25 protein-coding genes are annotated in these 24,123 nt (G+C 68.9%); 15 read left to right on the top strand and 10 right to left on the bottom strand.

The annotated features are described in order from the left end of the window. Positions 1–43 precede the first annotated feature (43 nt). Positions 44–1,615 carry a multicopper oxidase family protein gene (locus AB0I54_RS12565; protein WP_363295925.1) on the bottom strand — a complete coding sequence of 524 codons (1,572 nt, stop codon included), beginning with the start codon at positions 1,613–1,615 and terminating at the stop codon, positions 44–46. 93 nt (positions 1,616–1,708) lie between these two features. Further along, positions 1,709–2,158: a hypothetical protein gene (locus AB0I54_RS12570; RefSeq protein ID WP_363295926.1), complete on the bottom strand. Its 450-nt coding sequence runs from the start codon at positions 2,156–2,158 to the stop codon at positions 1,709–1,711. A 212-nt stretch (positions 2,159–2,370) separates the two neighbouring features. Here AB0I54_RS12570 and AB0I54_RS12575 point away from each other — a divergent pair, with 212 nt between their 5' ends. The 5 genes from AB0I54_RS12575 (at position 2,371) to AB0I54_RS12595 (ending at position 4,697) form a co-directional block, all read left to right on the top strand. Further along, a complete protein-coding gene (locus AB0I54_RS12575; protein WP_363295927.1) occupies positions 2,371–2,640 on the top strand; it encodes a hypothetical protein in 270 nt (89 codons plus the stop codon). A 145-nt stretch (positions 2,641–2,785) separates the two neighbouring features. Beyond that, entirely contained in the window at positions 2,786–3,091 is a 306-nt protein-coding gene (locus tag AB0I54_RS12580; protein WP_363295928.1) for a DUF427 domain-containing protein, read from the top strand. 58 nt (positions 3,092–3,149) lie between these two features. Then, entirely contained in the window at positions 3,150–3,479 is a 330-nt protein-coding gene (locus AB0I54_RS12585) for a hypothetical protein (RefSeq protein ID WP_363295929.1), read from the top strand. 181 nt (positions 3,480–3,660) lie between these two features. Then, the gene (locus AB0I54_RS12590; RefSeq protein WP_363295930.1) at positions 3,661–4,374 is read left to right on the top strand and encodes a Crp/Fnr family transcriptional regulator; all 714 of its coding nucleotides are present in this window, start codon (positions 3,661–3,663) and stop codon (positions 4,372–4,374) included. Positions 4,375–4,406: 32 nt separating this feature from the next. After that, on the top strand, positions 4,407–4,697 hold the full coding sequence (locus AB0I54_RS12595) for a hypothetical protein (protein ID WP_363295931.1): 291 nt from the start codon (positions 4,407–4,409) through the stop codon (positions 4,695–4,697). Positions 4,698–4,728: 31 nt separating this feature from the next. Here the strand turns inward: AB0I54_RS12595 and AB0I54_RS12600 are convergent, their stop codons facing one another. Further along, entirely contained in the window at positions 4,729–6,546 is a 1,818-nt protein-coding gene (locus tag AB0I54_RS12600; RefSeq protein WP_363295932.1) for a diguanylate cyclase, read from the bottom strand. Between the two features lie 502 nt (positions 6,547–7,048). Further along, positions 7,049–7,726 (bottom strand): GAP family protein, encoded by a 678-nt coding sequence (locus AB0I54_RS12605; protein ID WP_363295933.1) that lies wholly within the window; start codon positions 7,724–7,726, stop codon positions 7,049–7,051. Between the two features lie 418 nt (positions 7,727–8,144). On the opposite strand from AB0I54_RS12605, the gene AB0I54_RS12610 reads away from it, so the two are divergent. From AB0I54_RS12610 to AB0I54_RS12635, 6 genes are all read left to right on the top strand, one after another. Beyond that, positions 8,145–8,372 (top strand): ferredoxin, encoded by a 228-nt coding sequence (locus tag AB0I54_RS12610; RefSeq protein ID WP_363295934.1) that lies wholly within the window; start codon positions 8,145–8,147, stop codon positions 8,370–8,372. Next, a complete protein-coding gene (locus AB0I54_RS12615) occupies positions 8,369–9,760 on the top strand; it encodes an FAD/NAD(P)-binding oxidoreductase (protein ID WP_363295935.1) in 1,392 nt (463 codons plus the stop codon). Before AB0I54_RS12610 ends, AB0I54_RS12615 begins: the two co-directional genes overlap by 4 nt. Before the next feature lie 13 nt (positions 9,761–9,773). Continuing rightward, positions 9,774–10,988, top strand: a complete 1,215-nt coding sequence (locus AB0I54_RS12620; protein ID WP_363295936.1) for a cytochrome P450 — start codon at positions 9,774–9,776, stop codon at positions 10,986–10,988. 149 nt (positions 10,989–11,137) lie between these two features. Continuing rightward, positions 11,138–11,638: a hypothetical protein gene (locus AB0I54_RS12625; protein WP_363295937.1), complete on the top strand. Its 501-nt coding sequence runs from the start codon at positions 11,138–11,140 to the stop codon at positions 11,636–11,638. 93 nt (positions 11,639–11,731) lie between these two features. Beyond that, entirely contained in the window at positions 11,732–12,127 is a 396-nt protein-coding gene (locus tag AB0I54_RS12630) for a hypothetical protein (protein WP_363295938.1), read from the top strand. 201 nt (positions 12,128–12,328) lie between these two features. Next, the gene (locus tag AB0I54_RS12635) at positions 12,329–13,216 is read left to right on the top strand and encodes a prohibitin family protein (protein ID WP_363295939.1); all 888 of its coding nucleotides are present in this window, start codon (positions 12,329–12,331) and stop codon (positions 13,214–13,216) included. A 57-nt stretch (positions 13,217–13,273) separates the two neighbouring features. Here AB0I54_RS12635 and AB0I54_RS12640 read toward each other — a convergent pair whose 3' ends face one another. The 3 genes from AB0I54_RS12640 to AB0I54_RS12650 all read right to left on the bottom strand — a co-directional run bounded on the left by AB0I54_RS12640 (position 13,274) and on the right by AB0I54_RS12650 (position 16,515). Beyond that, positions 13,274–14,833 carry a GMC family oxidoreductase N-terminal domain-containing protein gene (locus AB0I54_RS12640; RefSeq protein ID WP_363295940.1) on the bottom strand — a complete coding sequence of 520 codons (1,560 nt, stop codon included), beginning with the start codon at positions 14,831–14,833 and terminating at the stop codon, positions 13,274–13,276. Positions 14,834–14,953: 120 nt separating this feature from the next. Further along, positions 14,954–16,099, bottom strand: a complete 1,146-nt coding sequence (locus AB0I54_RS12645) for a DUF6596 domain-containing protein (protein ID WP_363295941.1) — start codon at positions 16,097–16,099, stop codon at positions 14,954–14,956. A gap of 8 nt (positions 16,100–16,107) precedes the next feature. Next, positions 16,108–16,515, bottom strand: a complete 408-nt coding sequence (locus tag AB0I54_RS12650) for a YciI family protein (protein WP_363295942.1) — start codon at positions 16,513–16,515, stop codon at positions 16,108–16,110. Between the two features lie 486 nt (positions 16,516–17,001). On the opposite strand from AB0I54_RS12650, the gene AB0I54_RS12655 reads away from it, so the two are divergent. Next, positions 17,002–17,625, top strand: a complete 624-nt coding sequence (locus AB0I54_RS12655; RefSeq protein ID WP_363295943.1) for a DUF6230 family protein — start codon at positions 17,002–17,004, stop codon at positions 17,623–17,625. Between the two features lie 24 nt (positions 17,626–17,649). After that, a complete protein-coding gene (locus AB0I54_RS12660; protein WP_363295944.1) occupies positions 17,650–18,093 on the top strand; it encodes a DUF6114 domain-containing protein in 444 nt (147 codons plus the stop codon). 16 nt (positions 18,094–18,109) lie between these two features. Here the strand turns inward: AB0I54_RS12660 and AB0I54_RS12665 are convergent, their stop codons facing one another. The 3 genes from AB0I54_RS12665 to AB0I54_RS12675 form a co-directional block, all read right to left on the bottom strand. Next, the gene (locus AB0I54_RS12665) at positions 18,110–19,072 is read right to left on the bottom strand and encodes an alpha/beta hydrolase (RefSeq protein WP_363295945.1); all 963 of its coding nucleotides are present in this window, start codon (positions 19,070–19,072) and stop codon (positions 18,110–18,112) included. A 92-nt stretch (positions 19,073–19,164) separates the two neighbouring features. Next, positions 19,165–20,682 carry an NAD(P)/FAD-dependent oxidoreductase gene (locus tag AB0I54_RS12670; protein ID WP_363295946.1) on the bottom strand — a complete coding sequence of 506 codons (1,518 nt, stop codon included), beginning with the start codon at positions 20,680–20,682 and terminating at the stop codon, positions 19,165–19,167. Position 20,683: 1 nt separating this feature from the next. After that, entirely contained in the window at positions 20,684–21,691 is a 1,008-nt protein-coding gene (locus tag AB0I54_RS12675; protein WP_363295947.1) for a patatin-like phospholipase family protein, read from the bottom strand. A gap of 197 nt (positions 21,692–21,888) precedes the next feature. Between AB0I54_RS12675 and AB0I54_RS12680 the strand changes: the two genes are divergently transcribed. Continuing rightward, a complete protein-coding gene (locus tag AB0I54_RS12680) occupies positions 21,889–22,473 on the top strand; it encodes a helix-turn-helix domain-containing protein (protein ID WP_363295948.1) in 585 nt (194 codons plus the stop codon). A 304-nt stretch (positions 22,474–22,777) separates the two neighbouring features. Continuing rightward, positions 22,778–24,118: an L-lysine 6-transaminase gene (gene lat / locus AB0I54_RS12685; protein WP_363295949.1), complete on the top strand. Its 1,341-nt coding sequence runs from the start codon at positions 22,778–22,780 to the stop codon at positions 24,116–24,118. Positions 24,119–24,123 lie beyond the last annotated feature (5 nt).

Below are 24,123 nucleotides of genomic sequence, written 5' to 3' on the forward strand. Positions count from 1 at the left end.
TCAACAGAAAGCGTGGTGCCGCTGTGCGCGTCGTGCGGGGGGATCAGGATCGGTAGGCGACCAGCGCCATCATGCCCGCCTCGCCGTGGTAGGCGTTGTGGCAGTGCAGCATCCACTGCCCCGGGTTGTCGGCGTCGAAGAACACCGACACCTTCCTCTTGGGCAACACGATCGTGGTGTCCTTGCGCGGTCCGCTGTCGCCGAGTTGGTAGGTGTGGCCGTGCAGGTGCATCGGGTGCCACATGGTGGTGGTGTTGACGAAGTCGAGCCGGACCCGCTGGCCCTGTTCCACCGCGATCGGATGCGCGGTCGGGTTGTTCATGTCGAACCGCCGGCCGTTGATGGCCCAGTTGTACATCATCATGCCGCCGGTCAGTTCGATGCGGTGGACCCGGTCGGTCTTCTTCGACGCCAGTCGGACGTCGTCCGCCGCGTGCAGTTGCGCTGCGGCCAGGAGCTTGCCGTCCAGTTCCGTGGGGCGGACGGTCGCCGGGGGAGTGCTGCCGGAGCCGGTGCGGATGACGGCCATGCCGGTGGCGTTCTTGCCCTCGGCCGACGCCACCAGGGGGAAGACGCCGTCGTCCAGGGTGACGAGGACGTCGTAGCGTTCGCCCATGCCGATCAGCAGGGCGTCGACCTGCTGGTGCTGGACGGGGAAGCCGTCGGTGTGGGTGATGGTGAGCTTGTGGCTGCCGAGGGCGACGCGGTAGGCGGTGTCGCTGCCGGCGTTGACCAGGCGGAGCCGGACGCGCTTGCCGGGCTTGCTGCGGAAGATGGCCGGGTCGGCCGGAACGCGCCCGTTGACCAGGTGATACGGGTACTTCACATCGCCGGCGTCGCCCCCGAGCAGTGGGCTCTGAGCGCCCATCAGCATGTACTTCATGCCCATGTGTCCGCCGGAGGACGAAGCGGAGGGAGAGCTGGGCATGCCGTCCGTGCCACCGCCCATGTCCATGCCGTCGCCCATGTCCATGCCGCCCATCCCGTGCCCGAGCTCGGCGAAGACGTCGTCCGGGGTGCCGGTGACGCCGTCGAGCCAGTCGTCGAGGACGATCACCCACTCCTCGTCGTACGACAGCGGCTCCCTCGGGTCCTCCACGATCAGCGGCGCGTACAGGCCCCGGTCGAGCTGGACACCGACGTGCGGGTGGAAGAAGTAGGTACCGGCGGTGTCCGCGGTGAACCGATAGGTGAAGTTGCGTCCTGCCCGGACGGCACTCTGGGTGGCCGGCGGTGCGCCGTCCATGTCGTTGCGCAGGGCGATGCCGTGCCAGTGGATGGAGGTGGCGGTCTGATTCGGCAGTTGGTTGGAGAGCGTGGCGGCCAGCGTGTCACCCGTCGAGACGCGCAGCTCCTTGCCCGGGATGCGACCGTCGTAGGCCCAGGTCCTGGCCGTGATCCCGGCGCCCAGGTCGACCTTGGCCTGTGCTGCGGTCAGGGTCAGCTCGTGTGTCCTGCCGCTCCTGCCGCGCTTCTTGTCGACGGCGGCCACGTCCGCCCCGGAGGGGCTGACCAGGGCAGGCGTGCTGCCGGAATCGCTGCAGGCGGCGAGCGCGCCCGCGCCCGCGACGCCGAGTCCGGCGAGCAGGACGGAGCGGCGGTTCATGCTGTTCACGGAGGTGTCCTTCTTCTCGATATCGCTTCTGTCCGACGCGCGTGCGGACGGCTGAGAGCACGGTTGAGTGCGCGCGGCCGCCGCGGGCGCGGCCTACAGCAGGAATCGAGAGAGGGCGGAGAGATCGGGCGGTGCCCGGCCTGTGGTTCCCGGGATGTCCCGGCCGACGGCCGCGCTGGCACACGGGGCCGGGGCGCAGTCGACGGAAGGCTGGTGGGGCGGGGCGAGCTTCATGCTGTCGACCCCGGCGGCGGAACAGTGCTGCATTGCCGTGCCGGAGCACGCACCGCCGTCGTCGTGGCCCGCGGTCGGCACGGTGACACCGGACTGACCGGCGTGCCCACGCGTGTGGACGGACATCGCCGACGTGGCCGTATGGTGCATGCTCGCCATGGCCCCGGTGGGCGGCACGTGTGTGAGGGCGGCGGCCGTTTCGTGGTGGACGAGCACCGCGAAGGCCGCCAGCAGCGCGATGACCGCAGCGCGGGTCAACCGGAGCGCGGCGCTGCGAGCGCCGTCTGACCGGTGGCCGGCTGTCGTCATGGCTTCCGTCCGTGCTTCCGCCGAGTACGGTTGATCGCCGCCAATATACCCCGGAGGGGTACGGGGCGCGCCCGGAACGGTGAGGTGCTCGGATGCGGGGTCGAAGAACGCGAAGTCGCCGCCGGGTTCGCTGCTGATGGAGCGCTACGCTGACCACATTCCGGCATTCCGTTTGAAACTGTGCCATTGGGCATCGGATGAGGTGAGCAACGATGAGGGTGCTGACTTGGCTTCTCGTCGCCGTCGGCCTCATCACCGTCGCCGCCTGCGGCGTTCGGGTGCACCGCGAAGGCGGTCCGTCGCGTCAGGTGGCGATCGCGCTGCCGACAGCTGTTGTGCTCGCCCTCGTCGCGCTCCTGGCCGACGAAGCGCCCGCCGCTGCCTGGGGCCTGTGGGGTTCTACGGCCATCGCCGCCGCCTTGACCTGGGCCGTCGCCGACGCCTTGCGCGACATGCCCGACCGCACAACAGGCAAGCCCTGAAAGTCGTCATGACGCCTGCTGTCCCCCGCCCTGCGGGCCGACGCTCGGAAGTGCCCGGACTGTAAGCGCGCTCACGGTGCGCGGGCGGAGCAGCGATCTAGCTTCGCAGCATGAAACGTCGAGGGACGCCCAGAGGTGCATGATCATGTTGCGTGCGGTGTGGAACGGCGCGGTGCTGGCGCAAGCGGAGCGCACCGTGGTGGTGGAGGGCAATCACTATTTCCCGCCGGAGTCGCTCAACCGGGAGTACTTCACCGACAGCCGGTCGAGGTCGCTGTGCCCGTGGAAGGGCGTGGCCCGCTACTACACGGTCACCGTCGCCGGGCAGGCCAATCCGGGCGCGGCCTGGTACTACCCGCACCCCAGTCCTCTGGCGAGGAAGATCAAGAACCATGTGGCGTTCTGGCGCGGTGTCGTGGTCGAGGAGGCGGAGCCGGGGACCGGACGGTGACCCTGCTCGGCGCTGAGAAGCCCTGGTCAGCACGATGTTCTGAGAGGACGTGAACGTCATGGCAACCACTGTGCAGGCCCCGCAGGGGACTGCCGTCATTCCGGTCCATGCGATCGTCTTCGCCGGTACCGGATTCGGGGTACTGCTGGGGCACCTGGCCCGGAAACCGGCCCCCGCCGCCCTGCTCGGGCTGATTTACGGCACTGTGTGGTGGGTCCTCGGCGCGCTGTGGATCATGACCGCCAATATGCACCTGCCGGTCTTGACGTGGAACGCCGTCACGAGTTCCAGCCTCGGCGCCCACCTGGTGTACGGGCTGCTCCTCGGCCTGGCCTTCTCCTGTATCGCCCAGGCGACGGCCAGGCGGACGGGCTCGGTCGGCCGATGACGCCGCCGCATGGGGCGGACGGCTCTCCCGCACCGCCTTGGGGTACTGATCAGCGCGGTAGCACCCCGGATGGCAGGGGTGCCGCCTACTGTCTGGCCGAGGGCCTCGACGCTCTGGCGAGCCCGGCCTGGGGTGCCGCACCCCGCCCTGGGCCCCGGGGCGACGCGAGGAGACCATCCACATGATCGAGCGCGATGACGAAGCCGACCGCACCTGGTGCATCTCCGAGGTCGACATCTTCCGTGACCTGTCCGCGGCCGTGATGGACGCCATCGCCGCCGCGGCCCCGATGAGGGCCTACGGCGCCGGCGAGATCCTCCACTCGCCCCAGCAGCCCTGCGAGGTGCTGTTCATCCTCAAACGCGGACGCGTCCGTATCTTCCGGGTCTCCGCCGACGGCCGCGCCCTGACCACCGCGATCATCAGCCCCGGCACGATCTTCGGCGAGATGGTGCTGCTCGGCCAGCGCATGTACGACAACTTCGCCGAGGCCCTCGACGACGTCACCGTGTGCGTGATGAGCCGCGCCGACGTCCACAGGTACCTGCTGTCCGACCCCCGTATCGCCGCCCGGATCACCGAGATCCTCGGCCGCCGCCTCGCCGATCTGGAACAACGCCTGTCCGACAGCGTCTTCAAGTCCGTCCCGCAGCGCATCGCCACCACCCTGAGCACCCTCGCCGCCCGCGCCGACACCCGCACGGGCCGCCTGCGGCCCGGCACCCGGCACGCCCAGATCGCCCTCACGCACGAACAACTCGCAGCCCTCGCCGGCACCTCACGCGAGACCACCACAAAGGTCCTGCACGAGTTCGCCGATCGCGGCATGCTGCACCTGGCCCGAGGCCGCATCACGGTCCTGGACCCCGGGCATCTGAGCGACGCCGCCGGGTAGCCCCGCACAACGACCGAGCCAAGGAGACGGAAATGGACCTGACCGTGCTGGTCGTACCCGCATGCCCGCACGCCGCCCTGCTGCGCGAGCGTCTGGCCCTTGCCCTGGAGGAGCATCCCGGCACCGAAGTGACCTGGCGTGAGATCAACGACGCCCAGGAAGCGGAGCGCCTCGGCATGCACGGTTCGCCCACGCTCCTGATCGACGGAGTCGACCCGCTGGCACCTCCGGGGCAGGCGCCGAGCCTGTCCTGCCGAGTCGGCGCACTGCCCTCCGTGGACCGGCTCCGAGCGCTCCTCACCGAGGCGGCACCACCGAACTGAAGCAAGCGGTGCGCAACGACGCGGCGAGACCTCAACCGCGGTTCGACGCGCCGCTGTGCGCGTGCGGGGGCGTCGCGTGGTGCATGCGGATACGGCCTTTGCCCGCGGCCTTGGCCGCATACATGGCCAGGTCGGCTTGGTGCAGCAGCTGGTCCGGAGTGCTGTCCGGTACCGCCACCGCCATGCCGATGGAGGCCGACACCACTACGTCCTTGGTGCCGATCGGGTACGGCTGCGTCAGCGCGGTCAGGATCCGCTGGGCGATGTCCCGCGCGCTCCAGGGAGACGCTCCCGCCTCCCGCTCCAGGAGGGCCGCGAACTCGTCGCCGCCGAGCCGGGCCACGGTGTCGCCCGCCCGCACGGATGCCTGGAGCCGACGAGCGGCGTGCCGCAGGAGGGCGTCGCCCGCGGCGTGTCCGGCCGTGTCGTTGACCGCCTTGAAGCCGTCCAGGTCCAGGAAGAGCACCACGGGCGGGTCGGCGCCGGGCGTCCGCTTCCGCAGGGCATGACTGACCTTTTCGGTGAACAGGGCACGGTTGGGCAGTCCGGTCAACGGGTCGTGGAAGGCGAGGTGTTCCAGCTGCACCTGCTGGGCGACGCGCTCGCTCACATCGCGACTGATGAAGGTCATTCCATCGGGGTGATGGCTGATCGTCGACTCGACGTGCCGCCATGTTCCGTCGGCGGCCATCACCCGGCACGACACCCTGAGAGCCGGCCCGCGGGTGTCCGACTCGGCTTCCTGCCGCAGCGTCCGGACCGCCTGCATCAGTGTCTCAAGATCGTCCGGGTGGCAGAACAGGGGCAGGCGAGCGCCCACGAGGTCCTCGGGCCGGTGGCCGAAGACGGTCAGGGCGGCCGGGCTGACGTAGAGCAGAAGACCGTCCAGGGACACGATGGTGATCACGTCGGAGGTGCGGTCGACCAGCGTTCGGTAGTGAGCCTCGCGTGCCGCGGACTCATGTGTGATCCGCAGGTGGTCGGCGTGGATGACGCCCTGCCGGACACCGAGCGCGAGAAGCACCGAACCCGCAAGGCCCGATGTCACCGTGTCGATGGGACCGCCGGCGGCCGTGTGCGCCGTGATGGCCAGCGCGCAGACGACCACGGGCACGAACGCCGCCACCACGCCGATGACGGGCATCATCCGCTGGTCGAAGCCCACGACACTGACACCGCCCGGCAGCCAGGGCGCGGCGGCGACGAGGATCAGCCCCGTCACGGAGCATGCCGCCGCGAGGGGGACCGTGTGCCATGTGTCCGGCTCGGGCCGCAGGACGCGAAGCACGTCGCCCGTGGTCAGGACTGCGAGCGCCAGGGCGGCCACCGTGGTCGCCGTGCGTTCCGTCTGCTGCAGACCGAACCGCAGGGTGACCAGCAGGCCGAACACGAGGATGTCCGCCACCACGCGGGTCAGACCGAGAAACGATGCCGACACGTCACCGCCGTGGTCGGCACGATGGAGCAGCAGGACCCAGCCCACCGTGAACAGGGACCCCGCGATCAACCAGCCGTCCAGGAGCCGCCGTAATCGGATCAGGGCCGTACCGTTCTCCGCGGCGGCCATGACCAGCGCGGCGACCGCGGCCCCCAGGCATGCGGCGATCCCGGCGCATGCCAGCACCCGGACGAGGGGTTGGAGGTCGCCCGCGGCAAGCGGCTGCGAGGGGCCCACCTGAGCTCCGAGGGCGTAGTGAAGTCCGCCCGCGGCCACCGAGACGACCGACAGCCTGAGGCGCAGACGGACTCTTCCCGTGACGGTCTGGGCACGCGCGAGGAGGGACACGGCGGCTGCGACGTGCGCCGTCGTCACGGCGATGCCGGTCGGCACCACGAGGGCCACCAGCACGCCTGCTCCGACGGCGACCGCGACCGCAGCGCCCTCGGACAGGGTCCTGCCTGCTTTCGCGACATGCGTTCGGCCGACGCGAGCAATCCGGCCAAGACAGCCTCGACCGGCCCACGCCTGCATCATGCGAACCCCCACGACGATGATCGAGCCTGAAGAGCAGAGGCACACGACGTCCGGGACTGCTCGAGCGCTTACGAGAGTAGGACGATCACTTCGCGCGCTGCACGGTCGCCCACAGGGATTTCACCTGAAGTAGCGACAACTCGGCACGCCGGGCATGGGGTTGCCCGGACACGGGTAACCGAAGGAATTCCAGCGGCACTTGAGATCTGGCGTGCCGCGCCCGCCCCGCCTCGGGCCCCTGCGGGGTGAGGCCAGCGGTCCATCATCAATTCGGAGTAATCCGATCGTCCGTCGATCGCATGTCACCCGTTCGGAGTGGTCGACGGGGAGCGTCCGAGCGACGTCGGTCCATCCAGGTCCGACGGACACCGACCAGTCAGGCGCGCAGAACCCCGATTCCGTCCCCGAGGAGCTTCAGTCCGAACACGAAGAACAGAACCGCCATGACAGCTGTGTTGTGCCGCGCCGCCCATTCTTTCCAGTTGCCCAGCATGCTCTTCGCCCGCTCACCCATGACCAGGAAGACCCCGAGCGGGATCAGCAGCCCGAGGGAGGCGATGACGATGAAGATCGCCAGCGTGACGATCTGCTCCGCGACCGGCAGCCCCGATGCGCTGATGGACGCTGCCGCGGCAATGGTCAGCGGGGCGTTCTTCAGGTTCCCGGCCGACAGAAGGAGGGCGAGGAGGAAGACCTTCACCGGTGTGAAGCGGTCGAGCGCGGACATCCATTTGGGCAACTGCGCCTGCGTGACATCGGTAGGGCGATGACGCCACATCCTCGCGGCGAAAAGAACGAGCGCCACTCCCAGCGCGAGCTTGAGAGCCCCGACCCAGTCGGCCGGCTGCCCGTGGGAGGTGGAATTCCCATGGCTGCCGATGGCCAGCATCACCGCGCCCAACGCCGACAGACCCACCAGCCAGCCGAGGGCGAACACCAGTCCGTTCACGCGTCCCCGAGGCGTCGCCAGCACGATGATGATGGCGATGATCGGAAGAGGACTGACGGCGACACCGGCCGCCAAGCCCAGCACATCACCCAGAACCTCACCCATGCGTGCCTCCGGCACATCCAAGAACTGCACTCAGCGGTCTCCAAAGAATCAACGACAGCGCACGGTTCTCGCCGCAGGGGCGCGCGGCGTGCGAGTGAATGATGGTCACGGCGGCCAGGTGGCTCCGGCACCGAAGCGGCAGGACATCCCCTCTTCCTTCCCGGGGTGCGGGTGATGTGCCCGCGGGATAGGCTTTTGACGGCAAGGTCATGATCTCTGAGCGGTTATACAGACGCCGGTCGCCTCATTCGCGACGATCGGTTCCTTCCGTGGAGACCCGACGAGCGCGGTGCGCCCCCTCGAACTTCCCAGGCGTGGGCAACGGCCGAACCCCATCTCTCGCAGCCCGTCTCGCGCTTGTGCGCCCGAGTGGCACCGGCTTCCGGGTCCGCAGCTTGCAGTCCCTGTGGAGGTCGGGATGAGAGTTGTCGTTGATCTTTCCCGATGCGAAGGGTACGCGCAGTGCGCGTTCCTCGCTCCGGACGCGTTCCGGATGCACGGCGAGGAAGCCCTGATGTACGACCCGAACCCCGATGACACCCGGCGCGAGCAGGTCCTGCGCGCCGCGGCTGCCTGCCCGGTCCAGGCGATTCTGGTCGACCAACTGGAGGGGCAGGACGTACCGGTGGAGGCGTCGACGTCATGACCAGCGCCGACACACTGCGAGCGTTCAAGCGTGACGGCCGCATCGTGGTCGTCGGGGCGTCACTGGCGGGACTGCGGGCCGCGGAGGCTCTGCGTGACGAGGGTTTCACCGGATCGCTGACCATGATCGGTGACGAGCTGGCCGAGCCCTATGACCGGCCCCCCTTGTCCAAGCAGGTACTGACCGGGTGGGTGCCGGCCGAAGGCACCGCGCTGCCGCGTCGTCGTGACGTCAACGCGGAGTGGCTGCTGGGCGTGCCCGCCAGCGGGCTGGACCTGGCGACCAACCACGTGCGTCTCGCCGACGGACGCGAGATTCCCTTCGACCGGGTGTTGATCTCCACCGGGGTACGGGCCAGGCCCTGGTTCGTCGAGAGCGAGGCGGCCCTGGACGGCGTGTTCGTCGTGCGTACGCGCGAGCACGCCGAGGGCCTGCAGCGAGCCCTTGCCGCCGGGCCCTCCCGCGTACTGGTCATCGGCGCGGGATTCACCGGCTCCGAGATCGCCTCGATCTGCCGTGAGCGGGACATCCCGGTGACCGTCGCGGAACTCGCGCCGGCCCCGCTCGTCGGCGCGCTCGGGGCCATGATCGGCGAGATCGCGTCGGACATGCAGCGCGCTCACGGCGTCGACCTGCGCTGCGGTGTCAAGGTCACCCGACTGGAGGGCGACGCGCAGGGGCACGTTCGCCGCGCTCACTTCGACGACGGCAGCACGATCGACGCCGATGTGGTGGTCGTGGCACTCGGAGGCATCCGCAACACCGAGTGGCTGCGCGGCTCGGGACTGGCGGCCGGCGTCTGGGGGATCGCCTGCGACACGGGGTGCCGCGCCCTCGACCTCAACGGCCTGATCACCGACGACATCTTTGTCGCCGGAGACGTGGCACGCTGCCCGAATCCGATCTACGAGTACCGGCTCATCTCGCTCGAACACTGGGCCAACGCCGTGGAACAGGCCGAAGTCGCCGCGCACAACATGGTCAGCGGCCAGGCGGACCGCTGGCCCCACCTGTCCATCCCGACGTTCTGGTCGATCCAGTTCGGCGTCAACATCAAGTCCGTCGGCGTGCCGACCTTCGCCGACGAGGTGGTCGTCACCCAGGGCTCCGTCTCCGACCACCGCTTCGTCGCCGCATACGGCTATCGGGGCCGTGTCACCGCGGCGGTCAGCTTCAACAACGCGAAGTGGCTCGACCACTACCGGCAGTTGATCGAGACGGCCGCGCCCTTCCCACCGCCCTGCCCCACGCCCGACCAGCCCGTCGACATGAAACCGGTGCCCGTCGACTTCCCCGGCCCCGTCCTGCTCGCCCAGGGCGCCACCGTCGTCGTCACCGGTCACGATCCGGGTGAGCGGCGCGTCACGGCAGCGCAGCAGCACCGTTAGGAGGGAAGGCGAGATGACCACGACCGAGATGCCCGACACGCTGCACCGGATCCTCGACTACTCCTCCCGGGCCGACCCGTACCCGCTGTACGCCGAGCTGCGCGAGACGCCGGTGGCACCGCAGGAGGACGGCAGCTATGTCGTCAGCACCTATCGCGAGATCACGGAGCTGCTGCACGACCCGCACCTGAGTTCCGACGTCCGCAATCTGTCACGTCCGATGCCCTCGGCCGAGGGAGGCACCACGCCGGCGTTCATCAACCTCGACCCGCCCGAGCACGACCGCCTGCGGCGCATGGCGATGCGCCACTTCGGCCCCCCGCACACCCCGGGGCTGGTGACCGGCCTGGAACCCGACCTGACCGCCATCGTCGGCGGTCTGATCGACGACTTCGCGGGCAAGGAACAGATCGACATCGTCGACGACTTCGCCTACCCGTTCCCCGTCACGGTGATCTGCCACCTGCTCGGCGTGCCACGCGAGGACGAACCGACGTTCCGCCTGTGGGTCAACGACATCATCAACTCGATCGACTACGACCCCAGGACCGACCCGAAGGAAAAACTGGACAACGGCGTGCAGGCCCGCAAAGCCCTGCGCCAATACCTCGGCGGGCTGCTGGAGCAACGCCACGGCCGACCGGGTGACGACCTGTTGACCCGGCTGGCCAACGATGACGGGCCGGACGGGCGGATGACCGACGAGGAAATCATCAGCACCGCGAACCTGCTGCTGATCGCCGGCCACGAGACCACCGTCAACCTCATCACCAACGGCATGCTGACGCTCCTGCGCCACCCCGAGGTGCTCCAGCGCCTGCGCGACGAACCGGATCTGGTCGTCCCACTGGTCGAGGAACTGCTGCGCTACGAGCCCCCGGTGCACATCATTCCCTGGCGCGCGGCCTACAGCGACATCACCCTCGCCGACACCGTCATCCCCAAGGGCTCACAGATCATGCTCATGCTGGCCTCGGGCAGCCGCGATCCCAACCGCTTCCACGATCCCGACCACTTCGACCCCGATCGACGTGACAACCAGCACCTCGGATTCGGCAGCGGTATCCATCTGTGCTTCGGTGGCCCCATGGCCCGGCTGGAAGCCCAGATCGCACTGAGCGAACTGGCACGCCGCCTCGACGGGCCCAGCCTGGTCGCCGACCCGCCGCCGTACCGGCGCAGCCCCGTTCTTCGCGGTCCGATCCATCTGCACATCGAGCAGACCTAGCGCAAGTCTTCGGAATGCGCGTCGGCACATGGAGCATGATCGAAATGCGATGAGCGTCGTTCGCCTCGACGATGGCGATGAAGGGCGGAGCGCAAGGCCATTGACAGCCGAGCGCTCCGCTGAATCATGCGTCAAAGAAAGAGGAAAACATGACGGCAACGACGGAGACTCCCACCCGGGAAAAGGCAGGGGCAGGCCAGGAAGAGTTCGGCGAGGAAACCGGCTTGGGTCCGCTCCTGCTGGCAGCGATGCTGGCCCGTGGTGAGGAGCGCGGTGAGGAGCCGATCATCGAGCACCCGCTTCTCCTCGCTGCGCTGATGCGCGGCCGCGAGCAGCGCGGCGAATCCCTGATTCAGCATCCCCTCCTGCTCGCTGCGCTGATGCGTCGTCGTGAGGAGCGTGGTGAGGAATCGATCATCGAGCACCCGCTTCTCCTCGCCGCACTCATGCGCCGCCGTGAGGAGCGCAGTGAATCACTCATCCAGCACCCCCTCCTGCTTGCCGCGCTGATGCGTCGTCGTGAGGAGCGTGGTGAGGGTTCGATCATCGAGCACCCGCTTCTCCTCGCCGCGCTGATGCGTGGCCGTGAGGAGCGCGGCGAATCCCTGATCCAGCACCCTCTCCTGCTCGCCGCGCTCATGCGTGGCTGATGAGAAATGGTGACATCCCTGCCCTCCGGTTGTTGCAGTCGTCAGCAGCGGAGGGCAGGGCCCGTACGGAAATGGAAGACTTGAGGAACCACAATGGCAGCTGAGTCCGGCGCAGAATCGGAACGGGACCCCGTGGAGGCCTTCATCGACGAGGTCTTCGAGGAAATTGTGCGCGAGGCCGGAATCCCGCATACCGGCATCGGTGTCAGGCATGGGAAGGACCCGCTGGCGGGAGCCCTGATGGAAGCGGCCGTGGCATCCCTGTCCCAGCCGCCCTCCCGTTCCTCGGAACTGGAAAGGGTGCTGTTCGCGCAGACGCTCGCGACCGCCCTGGCGGAATCTCTCGCACCCGCCCTGGCGGACGCGCTGTCCTCGGAGATCATGAAGGTGCTGACCCAGCATGCCTCCTCCCAGGGCGGCAGCACCCACGAATCCGTCGGCGGGACCGGCCGCAGCCACCGTGCGTCCGGCGGAAGCGGAGGCTCCTGACCGACCGTCGGCCCGGCGCCCACATCACCGCCCGCCCTCGCCCACCACTTCACAGGCGCGGGTGGGCGGCAACGTGTCTGCGCCGCCCGGCACTTGGGTCTGTCACAGGGGTTGCGTACGGCGCAGGGACGGGGGCTCGCTACGATGCGCTGCCGGTCGCGCCCAAGGCGGCGCGGATCCGCTTCCGGAGGGGGACCACCTGTGTTCGTGCTGTCCATCCTGCTGCTCATAGCGGCGGTCGTGCTCTTTCTCGTCGGCCGCACACGCGACGCCGGGAACTGGAAGCTCGGTGCGGTGCTCAGTGCCGTGGCGGGCGTACTGGCCGGCGTCTTCGCCTGCGTCTATGTCGTGAGCGCCTATGAGGTCGGCGTGCCGGTGACCTTCGGCAAGGTCGGTACGCCACTGTCCTCCGGGATCCACTTCAAGTCGCCCTTCACCGACGTGACGTCCTACTCCACCCGCCCGGTGGACCTCGACCTCTACGACAAGGACGTGGTCGAGGTCCGCTCCTCGCAAGGAGGCGTGCTGTACGCGGACGTCACCATCAAGTGGGCTGTGGTGCAAGGGAAGGCGGTCGCGCTGTACCGGCTGGCGGGCAGTGAGGAGTCGATCCAGGCGCGCCTGGTGCTGCCGGACAGCCGCGAGATCATCCGCAACGTCTTCGCGAAGCACACCAGCGAGGAGGGCTACGCCTCCGCCCGCGAACAGATCAGCTCGGAGATCGAACGCCTCATCAAGGAGCGCCTGGCGCCGCGCGGGATCGACGTCACGGCCGTCAACCTGCGCAATGTGAAGCCGTCGGACAAGCTGCAGGAACAGATCGACAAGAAGATCCAGCAGGAACAGGCCACCGAGCGGGCTGTCGAGGCGTCACGCACGGCCAAGGCGGAGGCGGAGCGCAAGCGGATCGAGGCGGAGGGCATCGCCCGCGCCAACAGGATCATCGAGAAGTCACTGAGCGACAAGGTGCTGTACAACCAGTGCCTGGAGGCCTACCGGGAAGCCGCCAAGGCCAACCCGGTGTACGCGGTGCCGTGCGGTACGGACTCGAACGGCACCCCGGTCATCGTGGACAACAGCAAGAACTAGCCGGCACCTCGACCCCGCTCATGGGCGGCGTCTTCCGTGCCCGTCCCGAAGAAGGCCTCATCGCGGGGCTCCCTCGATGAGGTCGGCCGCCTTCTCCGCGGCCATGATGGTGGGCGCGTTGGTGTTCCCGCGCGGAACCGTCGGGAACACCGAGGCGTCGACGACCCGAAGACCCGGCACATCGAACACGCGCAGCTCGGGATCGACGACCGCGCCGATGGCACACGTCGACGTCGGGTGGTACAGCGTCTGTCCGGATCGCTGCGCCCAGGCGAGGAGGTCCGCGTCGGAGTCCGATGCCGGTACGTCGCCGTACGGCCCGGTGACGAGATCGGCCACCGCCTGCTGCGCCGCGATCTCCAGGGCGATCCGGATCCCGGCGACGATGCAGTCCCGGTCCTCGGACGTCATCAGGTAGTTGTGCACGATCCGGGGCGCGGCGTCCGGGCGCGGGGAGCGCAGGGTCACCGCGCCGCGGCTGGTCGGGGCCAGCACACACGGGCCGAAGGCGAAGCCGTGCTCGGTGACGGGGCCGAGCCCCTCCTGGTGGAAGAGTACGGGGGCGGCGTGGAACTGGATGTCCGGGGCGCCCATGCCGTACCGGCTGCGGAAGAAGCCGCCGGCCTCGCCGATGTTGGAGGTCAGCGGGCCGCGCCCCTCGCTCTGCAACAGGGCGGCGTTCTCCGGGCTCGCCGCGCTGATCAGCGACTCGGTGTCGGTGCGGAAGTTCAGCAGCGTCATGTAGTGGTCCTGCAGGCCCTGGCCGACCGGCAGATCGCGGATGACGTCGATGCCGAAGGCGGACAGGGCTGCGGCGGGCCCGATCCCGGACAGCATCAGCAGCTTCGGGGACTCGTAGGCGCCCGCGGACAGGATCACCTCGCGCTCGGCGCGGACCAACTCGATGGTGCCGCCCCGCTCCACCTCCACACCCGTCGCCCGGCCGCTCTCGATCACCACGCGGTGTGCGCGGGCCGCGGACAGCACGGTGAGGTTCGGTCGTTCGAGAGCGGGGTGCAGATAGGCGACGGCGGTGCTGCAGCGCATGCCGTCGCGCTGCGTCAGCTGGTAGCGCCCGACACCGAACTGCGTCTCGCCGTTGAAGTCGTCGGTCGCCTTGTGTCCCGCCTGCTGGGCAGCCTGGACGAAGGCCGAGGCGAGCGGGTGCTCGGACCTGCCGTCGCTGACCGTCAACGGCCCGCCCACGCCATGGAATCGGTCCTCGCCACGCTCGTTGTCCTCGGAGCGCCGGAAGTACGGCAGCACATCAGCGTAACCCCAGCCCTCGGCCCCGGCCGCGGCCCAGCCGTCGTAATCGGCGCGATTGCCCCGGATGTAGACCATCGCGTTCATCGAACTGGAGCCGCCGAACATCCTGCCCCGGGGCAGATAGCTCCGCCGCCCGCCGATCCCCGGCTCCGGGTCGGTGTCGAGGTCCCAGTCGAGGTCGGACTTGAACAACTGGGGGAAGGCGGCCGGGACATGGATCTCCTGCGCGGTGTCGGGGCCGCCCGCCTCGATCAGGGCGACCCGGACAGCGAGGTCTTCCGACAGGCGTGCCGCCAGAACGCAGCCCGCGGATCCGGCGCCGACGATGACGTAGTCGTACCTGCTCATGGCAACCCCTTTGGTCGAAAGGCACTACCGAAGAGCCAAAACGGAAGAGGGCACATCTGAAAAGGCGTTTTCACGCCCGTGCCGCGCAGGGCGGCGCCACTCGTGGCAGCACGCGACCCGTCAGGGGGAGCGACGGGAGTTGAGCCGGGCCGCCTGGCGCGTCAGGTGGTCGCGCTCGGCGAGGTTGGGTGCCTTCCGGGCCGCCTCGGCGTACAGCCGTGCCGCCGTCCTCAGGTCGCCGTCGCGCTCGTGGAGGTACGCCGCCACCGCGCTGTGGCGGGGCAGCGAGTCGTCCAGCGCCGCGAGTGCCGCCAGCCCGGCGCGCGGTCCGTCGGCCTCGCCGACGGCGACCGCGCGGTTGAGCCGGACGACCGGGCTGTGGGTCAGGCGCGTGAGCTCGTCGTACCACTCGACGATCTGCACCCAGTCGGTCTCCTCGGCCGTGGGCGCGTCGGCGTGGAGTGCCGCGATGGCGGCCTGGGCCTGGAACTCGCCCAGCCGGTCGCGGGCCAGGGCCGCCTGCAGGATCTCCACGCCCTCGGCGATCGACTCGGTGTCCCACCGGCCGCGGTCCTGCTCGGCCAGCGGTACCAGGCTGCCGTCGGGCGCGGTCCGGGCGGCGCGCCGGGCGTGGTGGAGCAGCATGAGGGCGAGCAGCCCCGCCACCTCGGGGTGGTCGATCGCGGCCGCGAGCTGCCGGGTGAGCCGGATGGCCTCGGCGGCGAGGTCGACGTCGCCGGAGTAGCCCTCGTTGAAGACCAGGTAGAGGACACGCAGCACGGTGGCGACGTCGCCGGGCCGGTCGAACCGCACGCCGGAGACGGTGCGCTTGGCCCGGCTGATGCGCTGCGCCATGGTCGCCTCGGGCACCAGGTAGGCCTGGGCGATCTGGCGGGTGGTGAGCCCGCCGACGGCGCGCAGGGTGAGCGCGACCGCGGACGCGGGCGTGAGTGACGGGTGGGCGCACAGGAAGTACAGCTGGAGCGTGTCGTCCACCGCGGGCGCGGGCCCGGGCGCGGGTTCCTCGTCGACGAGGTCCTCACGCCGACGGCGGGCGGTGTCCGCCCGGGTCGCGTCGAGGAACTTGCGCCAGGCCACGGTGATCAGCCAGCCCTTCGGGTCCCGCGGCTGGTCGGCCGGCCAGCTACGGACGGCCTCGACCAGCGCGTCCTGCACGGCGTCCTCGGCCGCCGCGAAGTCGGCTCCGCGGCGGACGAGGATCGTGAGCACGCTCGGCGTGAGGCTCCGGAGCAGTGCTTCGTTCATGCGAGAGGTCACTCCGTGATGGTGGGGGCCGCGGCGAGGAACGGGCGCACCTCAAGCCACTCGTGGATCGGCTTCCCGCCCGCGCCCGGAGCGGCCGACAGCTCCCCGGCCAGCTCGACGGCGCGCTCGTAGCTGTCGACGTCGATCACCATCCAGCCGGCGATGAGGTCCTTGGTCTCGGCGAACGGTCCGTCGGTGACCGGCGGGCGCCCCTCGCCGTCGTACCGGACCCAGGTCCCCTCAGGGGCCAGCGCCTGGCCGTCGACGAACTCGCCGGTCTTCTCGAGCCGGGCCGCGAAGTCGTGCATGTACTGCATGTGCGCCGAGATCTCCTCCGGCTTCCACTGGTCCATGGGCACGTCGTTGACCGGAGCCGGGGCGCCGCGGTAGTGCTTCAGCAGCAAGTACTTGGCCATGGTGATTCTCCTCGGTACTGGTGCGACCCATTGTGGTCGCGTTCACCACGGGGACGGAGCCGACCACAGGTTCTCGACATCGCCGGCCGAACTTTTTTTGGGATCTCGTGGATGAGCCCGGGCGAGCCGCCTCGCGGCGCCCGCGCCACGGCACGAACACACCGCCACTGTGCCAAGCGGGCGCCGCCGGACGGGCGGTCCCACTGTGCCTGGACTGTGCGACCGCCTGCCCGTCGGCGGATGCGACGGTCGGAGTCCAGCGGCGCCCGAGCGCGTGACCGTCCCCGCTGTGCAATTCAATTGCCACTCGAAAAGCTCAATGAGACGCGTCGCTCAAAAGGCCCAATAAAATTTGCATCACTCGAACGCCGGACCCGCCATGCGGACAGTTGCCATGCCGGGAAGCCTAGGATCCGTCACCGACAACGGGTCATCGTCCGCCGTGCCTGAGATGAGCGGGCCGATTTGACGACTGAAGGAGACGGGATGTCGCACAGCGCAGGCAGAACTCGTTGGAGACGCTTCGCGGCAATTCTGGTCCCCAGCGTCGCAGCTGGCGCAACTCTTGCCGTCGCCATGGCTCAGGGAGCACTCGCCGCGTCGTTCCTCATCTCCGGCCAGAAATTCCAGGTCGCTGCGGACACCATGACCGCCCGTGGAGTCAGCATCTATGGCATGGTCGACGTGACCCGGAAGGGCAAACTCGTTCCCGTCGTGGTCACCGGAGCCCGGCGCGCGTCGATCACCGGCCTGTGCCAGTCCGTTGTGGTCGAAATCCCGGTGCTCGGCCCGTACACACTGAAAGTGACCGGCGGCAATGAACGGCCGGCCGAGGCATCGAATCTGTTTCTCGACGCGACAAGTCAAACGGCCGACGAGGTGAAATTCAGGGACCTCGACATCGGAATCGCACAGGGGGAGATCACCAAGGGGCCGATCAATCCCGGGGACAGGCACTCGCGATTCTTCGACCCCGACGGCGTCGGCCAGCAGGCCGAGTCGTCGACGCTGATCAACGTGCGCTGGACCACGGTCGCGGTATCGGCCGGCACGTTCAGCATTCCCGGTCTGTTCACTCGGATCAAGCCAGGCCTCCACGAATGCTTCTGATTTCCGCTCATCAGGACAGGACACGTGATCACCAACTTCTTCGGCAGACAGCGTGATCTGCGCGTTGTCGTGGCAGACGCCCGGTGCAGATTCAGGACCTGGCGTGGTGTACGGCCCTTCTGGGCCGGGCTGTTCACGTTCCTGGCCGGCCTGCCGATCCTCTACTGGCCGTACGCGAACCTGGACTTGAGCGGCATTCCGCTGGCTCTGTCGACCACATCCGGTGCCGGGTCCCTGGTCATCGGCGTCCTCCTCATGGTCTTGGGGTTCACCCTCTGGTATCACCCCGACGTTCGCGTGTTCGCGGGGATCGCCACCCTGCTGCTCGCGCTCATCTCCTTTCCCGTCGCGAACTTCGGTGGCCTGTTCCTCGGACTGATCTCCGGCCTGATCGGCGGCTCCCTGGCGTGTGCCTGGCTGCCACCCATCGAATCCGAACCCTCCACGGGGCCGACGGACGGCGCGTAGCGCACTCGCACATGGCTCAGGAGCCGGATCTGAGGAAATCGATGAGGGCCGCGTTCACCTCGTTCGGGCGTTCCTGCTGAGTCCAGTGTCCGCAGCTGCCGAGTCTGAGGGGCTTGCGCGACAGGTTCGGCATCAGGTCGGGGAGTCTGTCGATGAGATCGGGTGTGCCGGGGAAGGCCGGGACGGCGTCGCGGTCGCCGTAGATGTACAGACTGGGCCGCGTGACGACGGCGCCGTGCCAGGGAGCGGTCAGTTCCCAGTTGCGGTCGAGGTTGCGGTACCAGTTGAGCGCCCCGGTGAAGCCCTTGGAGAAACTCTCGGTGAGTGCGTCGAGATCATCCTCGGTGAACCACTCCGGCAGGACCTCGGGGTCCGGCATGGTCGCGAGCCAGCCGCGCTCGGGGTCGACCAGTGGCTGCTTGCCCTCGCCGGCGTCGGGAGCGTCACCGGAAGCCCAGTAGAAGAACTTCCGCAAAGCGGTGCGCGTGTCCTTGGCGAACTCGGCATCGGCGACGCCGGGGCGGTTGAAGTAGTTCCAGTAGAAGCGCCCGCCGAATCGGTGGTCCATGGCGGCCAGGGGAGGCTCTGTCCCCCGGAAGGGGGGCGGCACGCTCAGCCCGGCCACCCCGAGCACCATGTCCGGTCGCAGCAGCGCGGTGTGCCACGCGACGGGCGCGCCCCAGTCGTGTCCGACGACGTACGCCTTCTCCTCACCCAGGGCCTGGATCAGCCCGACGACATCGCCGACCAGGTGGAGGATGGTGTACGCGTCGACGTCGTCGGGATGGTCGCTGTGTCCGTATCCGCGCTGGTCCGGGGCGACGACTCGGAAGCCCGCGTCGGCCAGGGGCCCGAACTGGTGGTGCCAGGAGTGCCATGACTCGGGAAAGCCGTGCAGGAGCACCACCAGGGGACCGTTGCCCTGCTCGGCGATGTGAAGCCGAATGCCATTCACGTCGACCATTCGATGCTCAACCATGTGCATGAGCGTATGCGTCTTGATCTTCGGACGGCGGCGTCGCTCCTGGTCCTGTCGCGAGCCTCCCCCGTTTGTCTCACAGAGGGCCGCCTCTACACGGTGACACGCAGCGGTGTGCTCGAAGTGATGTCGTACGCCTCGGGGTCGAACTCGGCCAGGCGCCGCCGCATCCGACCGGTCGACCAGGGCCAGCTGAAGCTGTTGCGGCCGTTGTCGTCGAGGTAGTAGCTGGAGCATCCGCCCGCGTTGTAGACGGTACGCGGCAGTGCCTGCTGGATCTCGGCGCTGAAGGCGGCCTGGACCTCGGGGCGTACGTTCATGCTCGTCCAGCCTGACGCGCGGAATTGACGCACCGCGGCTGTGACGTAGTCCAGTTGTGCCTCCAGGATCGTGTAGGCGGAGGAGTGCCCGGTACCGAGGTGTGGCCCGAGCAGGACGAACGCGTTGGGGAAGCCACTGACCGTGGTGCCCAGATAGGCGTCCGGGCTGCCCTTCCAGTGGTCGTCGAGGCTGGCGCCGTCGGCATCGAACACCCGGTGGGCGATGGGCATGTCGAGGATGTGGAAGCCGGTTCCCAGGATGATGGTGTCGACGTCCGCACCGCTGCCGTCCGCGCCGATGACGCGGCTGCCGCGGACGGCCGCGACCGCCGTGGCGTGGACGGTGACATTGGGCCGGGTCAGCGCGGGATAGTACCTGTTCGACAGCAGCAGCCGCTTGCAGCCCAGGGTGTAGTCGGGTGTCAGGGCCTGGCGCAACAGCGGGTCCTTGACCGTCGCTTTGAGGTGGAGCGTGCCCACCTTCTGCACCGCGCGCAGAAGGGACGGGTGTCGGAAACCGACTCCCAGGGTTTCCAGCGCCGCGTATTCCGCGTTCCGCAGGGCGCGTTGGGCTGCCGGAAGGCGTCGCATCAGCCAGCGCTCGGCACGGGGCACGTAGTGGTCGGGCTTGGGCAGCACCCATTGGGCGGTGCGCTGGAACAGGTGAAGTCGCCCGACGTGTGGCTGGATGGCGGGGACGAACTGGACGGCTGACGCGCCGCTGCCGACCACGGCGACACGTGTGCCCGTCAGGTCGTGATCGTGGCGCCAGCGCGAGGAGTGGAAGACCTCGCCGGGGAAGTCGGCCAGGCCGGGGATGTCGGGGAGCAGGGGTTCGTGCCAAGGGCCTGCCGCCGCGATCAGGAAGCGGGCCGTGTAGCGGTCCCGGTTGGTCTCGACATGCCAGCGGGCCTGGTGGGGGTGCCATTGGGCACGTATGGCCTCCGTGCCGAAGTGGATGAGCGGGGTGATGCCGTACCTGGCCGCGGTGTCACGGAGATAGGCGCGTATCTCCGGCTGGCCCGCGAAGGCTCGCGTCCACTCCGGGTTGGGTGCGAACGAGTACGAGTAGAGGGCGGAGGGGACGTCGCAGGCGCAGCCTGGGTAGGTGTTGTCCCGCCAGGTGCCGCCGAGGTCGTCCGCCTTCTCCATGAGGACGAGGTCGTGGATGCCGGCCTGGCGCAGTCTGACGGCGGCTCCGATGCCGGACAGACCGGTGCCGATGATGAGGACCTCCACGTCGCGGGTCGCGCCGGTGACGGTCGCCGCGGGAGCGTTGGGCTGGGGCATGTCAGGCTCCTGTCCGAGCGTCGAGGCCGTGGCCGGCGGGGATGTGCGGAGCGGGCGAGCCGGCCGATCGCAGGCGTTCGCGCACGGTGGCTCGCGTCGTGCGCAGGGCTGTCTCCAGGACCGCCAGGCGGCGTCGGCCGTTCATGAAGTTGCCTCCCATCACCTTCAGGTCGGTGGCGGTGGGCTCGATCCGGATCACCCGTGTGCCCGCTGCCTGCAGCGCGGCGCATTCGGCGGTCAGCGTGCGGGTCATCACGCGGCGGAGCAGCGCCTCCGCGCGGCCGAGGCCTGTACGTGGTGCGGGCAAGGACGAACTCATCGGCGCCACGACGTACACCTCGTCGAGGCCGCGGGACACCAGGAGGTCGGCCGAGGCGGTGGAGACGATGCCGCCGTCCGCGTAGCGCCGGCCGCCGATGCGTACGGGGGGAAACCATCCCGGGACGGCCCAGGACGCGCGCAGAGCGTCACGCAAGGCGACCGGCGCGGTGTCCGGATGCCCGAAAACGGTGCGGCGCCCCATGTCGAAGTCGGTCGCCACCAGCCAGGTCGCGGGATGGGTGACCCAGCCTCCGGCAGGGGCGAGGAAGTCCGCCAGGGCTGCCAGCCAGTCCGCTGAACCACGTCCTTGCGGCAGCAAGCCGGACAGGCCCGCGAGAGAGGGAGCGTCGCCGCCCAGCGTGCGGCGCGTCAGCCGGGGTGATCCGGGGAAGAGCGCGGGCCGGGGTGGTAGGCCTCGGGGAGGGGCCGCGAAGTGGCGGCGGAGTTCGGGTCGGGCATCGGGGCGGGCGAGTTGTGCGGCCAGGAGTTCTGCCGCTTTGATGCCGCTGCCGAGCATGGCCGCCAGTTCAGCCCCGGCCGAGGTGCCCACCAGGACATCGGCGTCCCGCACGTCCCACTGCACGATCTGTTCGAGTGAATGCAGAGCGCCGATCGTCCAGGCAGCGCCGAGGGTTCCGCCACAGCCCAGTACCAGTGCGCGGGATGAGGTCGTTCGCGTGCCAGTCATGGTCACTGAGTACTCCGCCCAATCGGGACATCGAGCCATCGGGATTCCGGCGAGATCGGGATACCGGTGGTATCCGAATTCGGGATACTAGCGGTATCCGGGTGGGGTGGACAGCCCGTGTCGGGGTTAGGATCCGGACTTCGAGAACGTCCGAGCCTGCCCGCCGAGCCGCGCAGGACGGGAGAGGGAACAGGAACATGGCCCGCCTCAGTCGCGTCGAGAGCCAGGAGCGCACGCGCGAGCGACTCGTCGCCACCGCGCGGGACCTGTTCTTGCGCAACGGCTACGGCGCGACTTCCCTCAGCGAAGTGGCGGAGGCGGCCGGGTATTCGAAGGGCGCCGTCTACTCCAACTTCCGCAGCAAGGGTCACCTGTGCTTGGCCGTCCTCGATGACATCCGTGCCGAGCAGCTGACCCTGCTCACCGACTCCGTCATGCATGACGTCCGGATCGAAGACCGCCTGGCGGCGTTCACCGCGTGGGGCGAGGCACATATCGGTGACGAGGCCTGGACCACGCTCGAAGTCGAGTTCCTCACCCAGGCCCGCCACGACGACGAACTCCGGCACGAGATCACGGCGCGCGCCGTCGCGATCCGCGAGGCGCTCGCCCAGCTGCTCGACGCCCTGGCCCAGGAGTTGGGCGCCTCCCTGGCCATGCCCGCCGAGCAGGCCGCGATGACTCTGCTCAGCCTCGGCATCGGACTCGGCCTCCAGCGGATCACCGACCCCGCCGTTTCCACCGGGGTCCTCACCGACACACTGCGTCTCATCCTGCGCTGATGGCCGTGCGCACCCCGCGGAGCTGACCGGGAAGACCCCGGTGATCCAGCGGTGAGCCGTGGCGGCCGCCATCCGAGTGCAGTTGGTGGCGAGGGCGATGGGGAATGCCGTGGCTGCTGTGGTCCGGTGGGACTGTGGTGGCCTCATTCCGGCGTCGCTATGCCACGATTCGTCCATTTTGTTCGAGCATCTACCCGTGAACGAAACCTTGCGGCCGCTGCCGCGTCATACCTAAAATACTTTCGCTGCTACTCGTATTCGGCGAAATATATTCGGTGAACGGCTATCGAGAGTAGGTGCCTCCATGACGGTTGCTGCTGCGTCGACGGTCCACCCGGACGAGGTGCACGACAGGCTCGGCCGCTATGTGCTGACCGACGGTTTCAAACTTGTGCTCGACCCGCTTGCCAGCCACGGCTCGTGGATCGTCGATGCGCGCACCGGTGAGAAGTTCCTCGACCTCTACTCGTTCTTCGCGTCCGCTCCGCTGGGGCTCAACGCGCCGGGCATCGTGGAAGACCCGGCGTTCATGACCCTGCTCGCGCAGGTGGCGGCGAACAAGCCCGCCAACCCCGACATCTACACCACCCACTACGCCGAGTTCGTCGAGACGTTCGTGCGCGTGCTGGGCGATCCCGACCTGCCTCGACTGTTCTTCGTCGAGGGCGGCGCGCTCGCCGTCGAGAACGCGCTCAAGACGGCGTTCGACTGGAAGAGCCGCCACAACGAGGCCGCGGGCCGCTCACCCGAGCTCGGCACCAAGGTGCTCCACCTGCGGCGGGCGTTCCACGGCCGCAGCGGCTACACCCTTTCGCTGACCAACACCGAGCCCAACAAGACGGCCCGCTTCCCGAAGTTCGACTGGCCGCGCATCGACGTACCCGCCGTGCGGTTCCCCCTCGATCGCCACCTTGCCGAGGTCGAGGCGGCCGAGCGACGGGCCCTCGAACAGGCGCGGCGAGCGTTCGAGGACAACCCGCACGACATCGCCTGCTTCATCGCCGAGCCGATCCAGGGCGAGGGGGGCGACAACCACATGCGCGCGGAGTTCCTGCAGGCGATGCAGGCGCTCTGCCACGAGTACGACGCCCTGTTCGTGCTCGACGAGGTGCAGACCGGAGTGGGCATCACCGGCACCACCTGGGCCTACCAGCAGCTCGGTCTCGAACCGGACATCGTAGCCTTCGCCAAGAAGGTCCAACTCGGCGGCATCATGGCCGGCCGCCGCGTCGACGAGGTGCCCGACAACGTCTTCCAGGTCTCCGGCCGGATCAACTCCACCTGGGGCGGCGGGCTGGTCGACATGGTCCGGGCCCGCCGCATCCTGGAGATCATCGAAAGGGACGACCTGGTGGCCCATGCCGCTGCCGTGGGATCGTGGTTCCTGGCCGAACTGCGTGATCTGGAAGTCCGGCACGCACCGGTGGCGTCCAACGCGCGGGGACGCGGACTGATGAGCGCCATCGATCTGCCCGACACCGGCGTCCGCGACGAGGTGGTACGCCGGTTGCGAACCGAGGAGCAGGTGATCGCATTGTCGTGCGGTGAGCGTTCGGTGCGCTTCCGCCCTGCCCTGTCCATCACCCAGGACGAGCTGTCGATCGCCCTGCGGGCCCTCGACCGGATTCTCGCCGGTCTGCAGTGACCCCG

The organism is Streptomyces sp. NPDC050625, assembly GCF_040654755.1.
Lineage (GTDB): Bacteria > Actinomycetota > Actinomycetes > Streptomycetales > Streptomycetaceae > Streptomyces.